The sequence below is a fragment of the Kribbella orskensis genome (assembly GCF_004342085.1).
In the GTDB taxonomy this organism is placed as follows: domain Bacteria; phylum Actinomycetota; class Actinomycetes; order Propionibacteriales; family Kribbellaceae; genus Kribbella; species Kribbella orskensis.
Map to the genome: position 1 here is coordinate 105,291 of NZ_SLWM01000022.1, position 8,100 is coordinate 113,390.

Consider the following 8,100-nt stretch of genomic DNA (forward strand, 5'->3'; position numbering starts at 1 on the left):
AACACCCCGCTGGTGCGGTTGCGGCGCATCGTGCCGGACGGCGGCTACTCAGCCACTTCGGCGAACGCCTCGTCCAGCGACAACTCGGAGCCGCGCGCGTACTCCGCCTCGAACGCAGCCGCGCCCAGCGCAGACCGCGCAGCCACGAGAGCCCGCTCGATATCCGGCTGCTCGGCCTCAGTCACCAGATGCCCCCCAGCAGCCCGGACGACGGCCGCAGCCCCCAGCAAGTGCGCCGCCACAACCTTGTCCGCAATACAGGCCGCAAGCCCCTCCAGAGCCCAGCACATCCCCCGCCCCGACTCGTACTCACGGGAGATCCGGTACGCCTCCACATGCCGTTCGCGCGCGCCGGCAGGCTCACCGCGCAGCTCCAGCGTGTACCCGAGCTCCTCCAGCACCATCGACAGATAGAGCACCGGCTCGTCCTGCCGACGCGCCGCATCGACCAGCGACTGCAGCCGCTTCTCCGCAACGTCCAGATCACCCGTACGCCGGGCCGCGCAGCCCAGGACGATCTCCGCCAGCGCCTGCGACGGCCGCGAGCCTTGCTCGGTCGACAAGCGCAGTCCCCGCTCCCCGTACTCGAGCGCGCGGTCATAGTCGCCCTGCCTCACGAAGGTCCAGCCGAGCCATCCCAGCTCGCCGGCAACCTCCGGCCAGAGACCAAGCTCCTCAGCCATCTGCAGGGCTTCGGTGTGGAGCCGCACGGCCCGCTCGAGTTCTCCCCTGAGCTCAGCGACCGCCCCGAGCCAACCAACGGACTGCAGGAGACCCCAGCGATCACCAAGCTGCCGGAAGATCCGAGCACCCTCGGCGGCATCCTCCTCCAGCGCCTTCAAGTCCGACCGGACATGGGAGTGCTTGCCACGAGCCACCAGCACGGCGGCCACACCCCACTGATCACCAGACTCCTCGAAGGCCGGCAGCACCTCATCCAGCAGCGCCTGACAGGTCACCAGATCGCCCGCATCGCTACCAGTGAAGGAGATCCACCACTTCGCTCTCGCATCCGCGGTCGCCAGCACACGGTCCCGAGCGGCCGCCGCATCACTGTCACCATCGAGGTACATGAACCCCGCCAGCCAAGCCGCCGCCTTGTCCGTCGGCACAGCCAACAACGATCGCCGCGCCTCAGCGAAGCGGCCCCTGAGGAACCAGTACCAGCTCAGCGAATCCACCAGCCGCTCAGCGAGCTCGAAGTCCCCCGCAGCGACAGCACCGTCCAGAGCGCTCCGGAAGTTGCCCGCTTCGTCGTCGAGCCGCTGGAGCCACTTGCTCTGCTCCGGGCCATACAAATGAGGCCGAGCCAGCTCCGCGAAGTCCGCGTAATACAGGTGATGCCGCTGCCGGAGCTGGTCGAGTTCACCCGCCTCGCGCAGCCGGCCGACGCAGTACGCGGCCACCGATTCCAGCAGCCGGTACCGCGGGCCGTCGGCTCCGTGCACGGACACCACGAGCGACCGATCCACCAGCCGGATGAGCACGTCGTCCACGCCCTCTTCGGCGCACACCCGCTCGGCCGCGTCCGGAGTACAGCCGTCTGCGTGTACTGCGAGCCGGCGGAGCACGGTCTGCTCCTCAGGCGAGAGCAGCTCCCAGCTCCAGTCGATCATCGCCATCAACGTCTGCTGCCGGGGCGCGGCACCCCGATGACCGGTCGCCAGCAGGCGGAACCGGTCGTCAAGCCGTGCGACCAGCCCCTGCACGCCCAGCGCGCGAACCCGCGTAGCGGCCAACTCCAGAGCGAGCGGGATGCCGTCCAGTCTTCTGCAGAGCACCGCGACAGCTGAAGCAGTGTCGGCGTCCAAGGCGAAACCTCTGTCAGCCGCCGTCGCTCGCCCGACGAACAACTGGACAGCAGCCGACGCACGGAGTTCGTCGAGGTCAGCAGCCACAGCAGGCACCTCCAGCGGCGGCACACTCCACACCGCCTCACCTGGTAGTCCCAACGGCTCACGGCTGGTCGCCAGCACGCGCAGCCCGGGCGCGGCAGCGAGCAAACGGTCCGTCAGCTCAGCAGCCGCGTCTACTACGTGCTCGCAGTTGTCCAACACCAGCAGCAGTTCCAGCGTCTCCAGGGCCGCAACAAGCTTGTCTCCACCCGACTCAGGCCCACTGTCCCGAAGATCCAACGCAGCCTGTACTGCGTCGCCGAGCGAGCCGGCCACGTCTAGAGCGTCAGGGGTCACCGCAGCCAGTTCGACCAGGATCACCCCGTCGGGGAATCGCTCGGCCAGTCCTGCAGCCGCAGCAAGAGCGAGGCGTGTCTTGCCCACTCCCCCGGGCCCGGTCAGCGTCAGCAGGCGATCCTCAGACAATCGGTCCTGGATCTCCGCAACTGCCTCGGAGCGGCCGACAAGATCAGTGAGCTGAGCAGGAAGGTTGGTCCGGCGCGATCGCACCTCCTGCGGCGGGACCGCTTGCTGCAGCACTGCCTGCTGCACCGCCGCCAGCTCAGGACTCGGGTCCAGACCGAGCTCGTCGGCCAGCAGCACGCGCAACTGCTCGTAGCTGTCCAGAGCCTCGCTCTGCCTTCCCGCTCGGTACAGCGCCTTCATGTGAATCGCCCGCAGACGCTCTCGCAACTGATGCTGCGCGACGAGATCCGCCAACTCACTGATCAGCGCGTTGTGCTCGCCACGCGCCAGCCTGGTCTCGAAGTGCTCCTCCTGCGCCGTCAGCCGCTGCTCGCTCAGGCGCGCGATGGCCGTCTCCAAGTACGCCTCGTCGGCGAAGTCCGCATAGGCCGGTCCTCGCCAGAGCGCCAGCGCGTCGTCCAGCCGCCCCTGCTCCACGAGAGCGGAGAACCCCAGCGCATCGTACGAGCCGCTGTCGACCTTCAGGGAGTACCCGGCCGGGCCGGACACAACCAGCGCGCGGCTGCCGGGCTCGGCGTCGTCGAAGGCTCGGCGGAGCTGGGAGACCTTGGCCGAGAGCGTGCCGGACGGGTTGCCGGGTAGGTCCTCGCCCCAGAGGTCGTCGATCAGGCGGTCGGCCGGCACCGGGCGGCCCTCGTGCACGAGCAGGTCCGCCAGCAGGGCGCGGACCTTCAGGCCTGGGACAGTGACGGGCTCGCCACTGTCGGTCCAGGCCGTGACCGGTCCAAGCACGCCGAAACGCATGGCCGCACCCTATCTTTCCCGAGGTTTCCCGGCCCTGCGCTTTTCGGAGCTTTCCGGCCGCACCGTCCACGACCGGAAAGAAACCGTAAAGGGTCTCCGGCAGAGTCTTCCTCAACAGCCACGGAGAACAGCCACGGAGGAGGTGAGCAGGTTGAAGTTGCGGCTGGCGGTCATCATCGGCAGCACCCGGAACGGGCGCTTCGGACCGACAGTGGCCGGCTGGTTCGCCCAGCAGGCAGCCAAGCGGGCCGCCTTCGACGTAGACCTGGTCGACCTGGCCGTTGCGAACCTGCCGTCGACGATGACGGACACGGACGAGCCGACGCCGGCCGAGGTCGCAGTACTGGCTCCGCGGCTGGCTGCGGCGGATGCCTTCGCGGTGGTGACGCCGGAGTACAACAGCAGCTTCCCGGCGCCGCTGAAGACCGCACTCGACTGGTACTACGAGGAGTGGCACGCCAAGCCGGTCGCGATCGTCGCCTACGGCCGCGAGAGCGGAGGCCTGTACGCCGCGGCTCAACTTCGGCAGGTCTTCACGGAGCTGCAGGCGGTGGCCATTCGCAACACCGTCTCGCTGCCCTGCTACTGGGAACAGTTCGCCGCCGACGGCAGCTGGCCCCGCCCCGGCTGCGGCTACGAGGCCGCGGCCAAGAACACGCTCGACCAGCTCGTCTGGTGGGCCCGAGCACTCCGCAACGCCCGCACCGAACACCCGTACCAACCTTGAACACCCCAAGAACAACGAAGAAAGGCAAGACCATGAGGAAGCTGATCGAATCCACCTTCATGACCCTGAACGGCTCCATCGGCAACCCGCAGGAATGGAGCGGCCCGTACTGGGACGACGAGCACACCGCCTACTCGGTCGCCCTGATGGAGAACACCGAGGCGCTGCTGCTCGGCCGGGTCACCTACGAAGGCTTCGCCGAGGCCTGGCCGCAGCGCGGTGGCGACCCGTTCACGGACAAGTTCAACGCGATGCCGAAGTACGTCGCGTCCCGGACGCTCAAGGAGACCACCTGGAACGCGCAAGTGCTGCAGGGCGACGCGGCCGACGCGGTCGCCGAGCTCAAGAAGCAGAACGGCGGCGATCTGCTGAAGTACGGCACCGGCGAGTTCGACAAGGCGCTGCTGGAGCGGAAGCTGGTCGACGAGTACCACTTCTGGATCTTCCCCGTGCTGGCCGGCGGCGACCGGATGTTCCAGGGCGTCGACCTCGACGTCACCCACCTCGAGCTGCTCGACTCGACCACTTTCAAGTCCGGCATCATCGTGCACAAGCTCGCCCCCAAGGCCTGACGACGGGCGGAGCCAGGCACCGGCTGTCACGTCCGGGGAACCGTGGGTCACCACCCATGGTTCCCCGGACGTTTCGTCGTTTCAGGCTGGGTACGGGCAGGTCAACGGGGATGGGGAGGCGAGCCGGACAGCGTTTCGGCCGCCGTGAGAAGGTCCTCGCGGTCCATCCAAGATCGCAGGCCTGACAGTCGGACTGGAGGTCTGATGGAAACCGTCATCACCATCATCGTGATCGTCGTGGTCGTGGCCGCAGCCATCGTGGCGGCGTACGCGTACAAGCGACGGCGGTCGGACCAGCTGCAACAGCGGTTCGGACCGGAGTACGAACGCACGATCGAGGAGTCGGGCGACCGCAAGGTCGCCGAACGCGATCTGCGCCAGCGCGAGCAGCGTCGCGCCAAGCTCGACATCCACCCGCTGAGCGGCGCTACGGCCGAGCGGTACCGCGCGGAGTGGAACGTCCTGCAGCAGGGATTCGTGGACGCGCCGGCCGACGCCGTCGAGCAGGCCGATCGCCTGGTCCTGCGGATGATGCGCGAATCCGGCTACCCGGTCGACGACTTCGACCAGCGGGCGGCGGACATCTCGGTCGACCACCCCGAGGTCGCGGAAAACTACCGCGAGGCACACCGCGTCGCGGTCGCGCAGACCCAGGGCCCGGTGGACACCGAGGACCTCCGCCAGGCCGTCACCGCCTACCGGCGGCTGGTCGACGTCCTGCTGGTGGACGAACGCGCCGAGCTGGACGGACAACGCGCGGACCTTGATGGCGCGGACATCGATGCAAGGCATGTCACGGGGCCGACCGACACCAGGGAGCAATCATGACCACCAAGGACAACGAGCCGCTCGACCACCGCTACGAGGACGACCGCCTGCTCGACGGCGAGCGCCCGCTCGACAGCGACCGCCCGCTCGACGACCGTCGCCCGGATGAGGACCGCCCGCTGGACGCCGGCCGCGGCCTGGACGACAACCAACACCTCCACGACAACCAACGACTGGACGACAACCAGCCACTGGACGACACCCGCCTCGTGGACGACGACCGCCCGCTCGACGCCAATCGTGGGCTCGAGGACGACCGGCCGCTCGACGCGAATCGTGGGCTCGACGACGACACGCCGTTGGACGCCGGCCGTGGGTTGGACGACGCCGACCGTACTGCGGACGTCGATCGCTCCGGCGACACCGGAGAGCAGACCCCGACCGAGGGGCTGTCGGCCGACGACCCGCTGGTACCGACCGAGACCGCGGTGGACTTCAAGGCGCGCTGGGACGTCATCCAGCAGGGCTTCGTCGACGACCCGCGTAACTCGGTCACCGACGCGGACAAGCTCGTCGGCGACGTGCTGCAGCGGCTGTCCACGTCGTTCGACCAGCAGCACCAGGGCCTGGAAAGCCAATGGGCCAACGGCGAACCGTCCACCGAGGACCTCCGCGCTGCACTACAGCGCTACCGCGCCTTCTTCGAGCGCCTGCTGACCCTCTGACCGTCCTGAACTCAGCACTGGTACGGCGAGTCGCGCCCACAGCGGCTCGCCGTACCGGTGCGTGGTGACCCCGAAAATCGTCCGGAAGTCCTACAACCAACCGGCCCCGCCCGCGGGGCGAGGCCTTCCCAAGCACTCGTCAGGGCGCGATGTTCTGGTTGAGGTGGAACAGGTTGTCCGGGTCGTACTTGCGCTTGACCTCCACCAGCCGCTCGTAGTTCCCCTTGTAGTTGTCGACGATCCGGCCCTGGTCGTCGCCCGCCATGAAGTTGATGTAGCCGCCGGCCTCGGAATGCGGCGCGACCGCGTCGTAGTAGTTGCGCACCCACTCGATCCCGGCCTCGTTCTGCGCCGGATCCGGCCACATTCCCGCGATCACCGTGGCGAAGTTCGCGTCGCGATAGGCGAAGGCGGTCGCGTCGGCAGGCACCCGGTGACAGGCGCCGTCGATCGGGTAGATGTGCACGGTCGAGTTCACCGCCGGCAGCCCCGGCGCGTGCTGCATGTGTGCCTGGATCGCCTCGTCGGTCAGTTCGGTGACGAAGTTCGCCTTCCAGTAGTGCTGGAGTCCCGGCGGCACGAGCGCGTCGAAGGCGCTGTTCAGCGCGGGATACGGCATCTGCCCGACGCTCTCGGCGACCACCGGCGCGAACTCGCGGAACCTCGCGATCTCCTGCTCACCGCGCTCCGGATCACCGGCCCAGCAGCCGACGATCAGCGTGAAGCAGTCCCCGTGCCGGTTCTCGGGGATGAACGGCAGTGGCGGCGCGAGCTGGAACGCCGGGAATCCACCAAGCTGTTCCGGTGCGTCCTTGATCATGTCCCGGAACCCGGCCAGTACTGCGGCCGCATCGGACATCTCGAACAGCATCGGGCCGCCGTAGATCGTGTCCACCGGCGCGAGCCGGTACTCCAGTGCCGTGACCACGCCGAAGTTGCCGCCGCCGCCGCGCAGTGCCCAGAACAGGTCCTCGTTCTCCTTCTCGCTGGCGATCAGGAACCGCCCGTCGGCAGTGACCACATCGGCCGAGATCAGGTTGTCGCAGGACAGGCCGAGGCCGCGAGCCAGGTAACCGATGCCGCCACCGAGTGTCAGCCCGCCGACACCCGTGGTCGAGATGATGCCACCGGTCGTCGCCAGGCCGAAGGCATGCGTCGCCGCGTTGAAGTCGCCCCAGGTCGCTCCTCCGCCGGCCCTCGCGGTCCTGGTCGTCGGATCGACGCGGACGTTCCGCATCCCGCTGAGATCGGCGACCACGCCATCGTCCACGGTGCCGAACCCGGGCACGCTGTGCGATCCCCCGCGCACCGCCAGGTCGTATGAGTTCTCGGCGGCGAAACTGATCGTCGCCATCACGTCACCCGCGTTCTCACAGCGCACGACGACCCGCGGGTGCTTGTCGATCATCGCGTTGTTGACCTTGCGCGTCTCGTCGTACCCCGCGTCGTCGCGGGTGTAGACGGGTCCCCTGGTCCGTTCCTTCAAGTCCTCGATCGTGTACTCGCCCATGACTCCTCCTGTGTGGCGGGCTCAACACACGTGACGACCGGCGCGCAGGCTGCCGCGCCGATCAGACCGGCCAGGCCGCCCGTCGAACGCAGCGCGAGTACTTCACCCCAGAGTGCATCTGGTCCCCCGGACGGCAGCCGGACCTCCCCTGACATACCGTCCCCACAGAGATTCCACCCGGCACGGCCCGGAAGTCAATGCCCATTCCCCCAGCGGACATCAACGTCCGGGACCCGTAAGCGGCGGATCAGCGGATGAGGGTGATCAGCTGGGCGGTGCCCGGCTTGACCTCGGCCGTGAACGTGGTGCCGTAAACCTTCACGGACCGGCCGACCGGCGTGCGGCAACCTCGCCTGGATCGCCGCGTGATACCCCTTCAGCTTCTCCCAGTACTGCACGGGCGTGAGCGTGGTGACTTGGTCGTACTCGTTGCCCAGTTCAACCGACACGAGGTCGTCGCCGAGCACTTCGTGGGCCACGGCGACTTCTTCCACCACCTGGTCCATCGTGACCTGTCCGTCGAGCCCGGACTTCAGCGGGCGGATCACCGATAGCGGTCTGTTCGACAGCTGGCGGCTTACAGAGCCTGTTGAGAAATGGGTGTGGCGGTGGTGTGGGTCACCGGGTGGGCGTTCGAGTATTGGGTATGGCGAATTCGTATCGGCCGGTTGAT

7 protein-coding genes are annotated in these 8,100 nt (G+C 68.0%); 4 read left to right on the plus strand and 3 right to left on the minus strand.

What is annotated here, in order from left to right:
- Positions 1-44: 44 nt before the first annotated feature.
- Complete coding sequence (locus EV644_RS36195) at positions 45-3,125, minus strand: AfsR/SARP family transcriptional regulator (protein WP_132194791.1); 3,081 nt, start codon at positions 3,123-3,125, stop codon at positions 45-47.
- Positions 3,126-3,267: 142 nt separating this feature from the next.
- Here EV644_RS36195 and EV644_RS36200 point away from each other — a divergent pair, with 142 nt between their 5' ends.
- The 4 genes from EV644_RS36200 to EV644_RS36215 all read left to right on the plus strand — a co-directional run bounded on the left by EV644_RS36200 (position 3,268) and on the right by EV644_RS36215 (position 5,917).
- The gene (locus tag EV644_RS36200) at positions 3,268-3,852 is read left to right on the plus strand and encodes an NADPH-dependent FMN reductase (protein ID WP_241999265.1); all 585 of its coding nucleotides are present in this window, start codon (positions 3,268-3,270) and stop codon (positions 3,850-3,852) included.
- A 32-nt stretch (positions 3,853-3,884) separates the two neighbouring features.
- A complete protein-coding gene (locus EV644_RS36205; protein WP_132194795.1) occupies positions 3,885-4,424 on the plus strand; it encodes a dihydrofolate reductase family protein in 540 nt (179 codons plus the stop codon).
- A gap of 204 nt (positions 4,425-4,628) precedes the next feature.
- On the plus strand, positions 4,629-5,252 hold the full coding sequence (locus EV644_RS36210; RefSeq protein ID WP_199240188.1) for a hypothetical protein: 624 nt from the start codon (positions 4,629-4,631) through the stop codon (positions 5,250-5,252).
- A complete protein-coding gene (locus tag EV644_RS36215; protein WP_132194797.1) occupies positions 5,249-5,917 on the plus strand; it encodes a hypothetical protein in 669 nt (222 codons plus the stop codon). The genes EV644_RS36210 and EV644_RS36215 overlap by 4 nt, the downstream gene beginning before the upstream one ends.
- Before the next feature lie 139 nt (positions 5,918-6,056).
- Here the strand turns inward: EV644_RS36215 and EV644_RS36220 are convergent, their stop codons facing one another.
- On the minus strand, positions 6,057-7,427 hold the full coding sequence (locus EV644_RS36220) for an FAD-binding oxidoreductase (protein ID WP_132194799.1): 1,371 nt from the start codon (positions 7,425-7,427) through the stop codon (positions 6,057-6,059).
- Positions 7,428-7,621: 194 nt separating this feature from the next.
- Positions 7,622-8,100 (minus strand): hypothetical protein (locus EV644_RS36225; RefSeq protein WP_206751510.1); only part of this gene is annotated, 479 nt, incomplete at its 5' end.

Bases quoted from the DNA above. Each gene is read 5' to 3' on its own strand.
- EV644_RS36195 (WP_132194791.1), bottom strand. From the start codon at position 3,125: ATGCGTTTCGGCGTGCTTGGACCGGTCACGGCCTGGACCGACAGTGGC.
- EV644_RS36205 (WP_132194795.1), top strand. From the start codon at position 3,885: ATGAGGAAGCTGATCGAATCCACCTTCATGACCCTGAACGGCTCCATC.
- EV644_RS36210 (WP_199240188.1), top strand. From the start codon at position 4,629: ATGGAAACCGTCATCACCATCATCGTGATCGTCGTGGTCGTGGCCGCA.
- EV644_RS36215 (WP_132194797.1), top strand. From the start codon at position 5,249: ATGACCACCAAGGACAACGAGCCGCTCGACCACCGCTACGAGGACGAC.
- EV644_RS36220 (WP_132194799.1), bottom strand. From the start codon at position 7,427: ATGGGCGAGTACACGATCGAGGACTTGAAGGAACGGACCAGGGGACCC.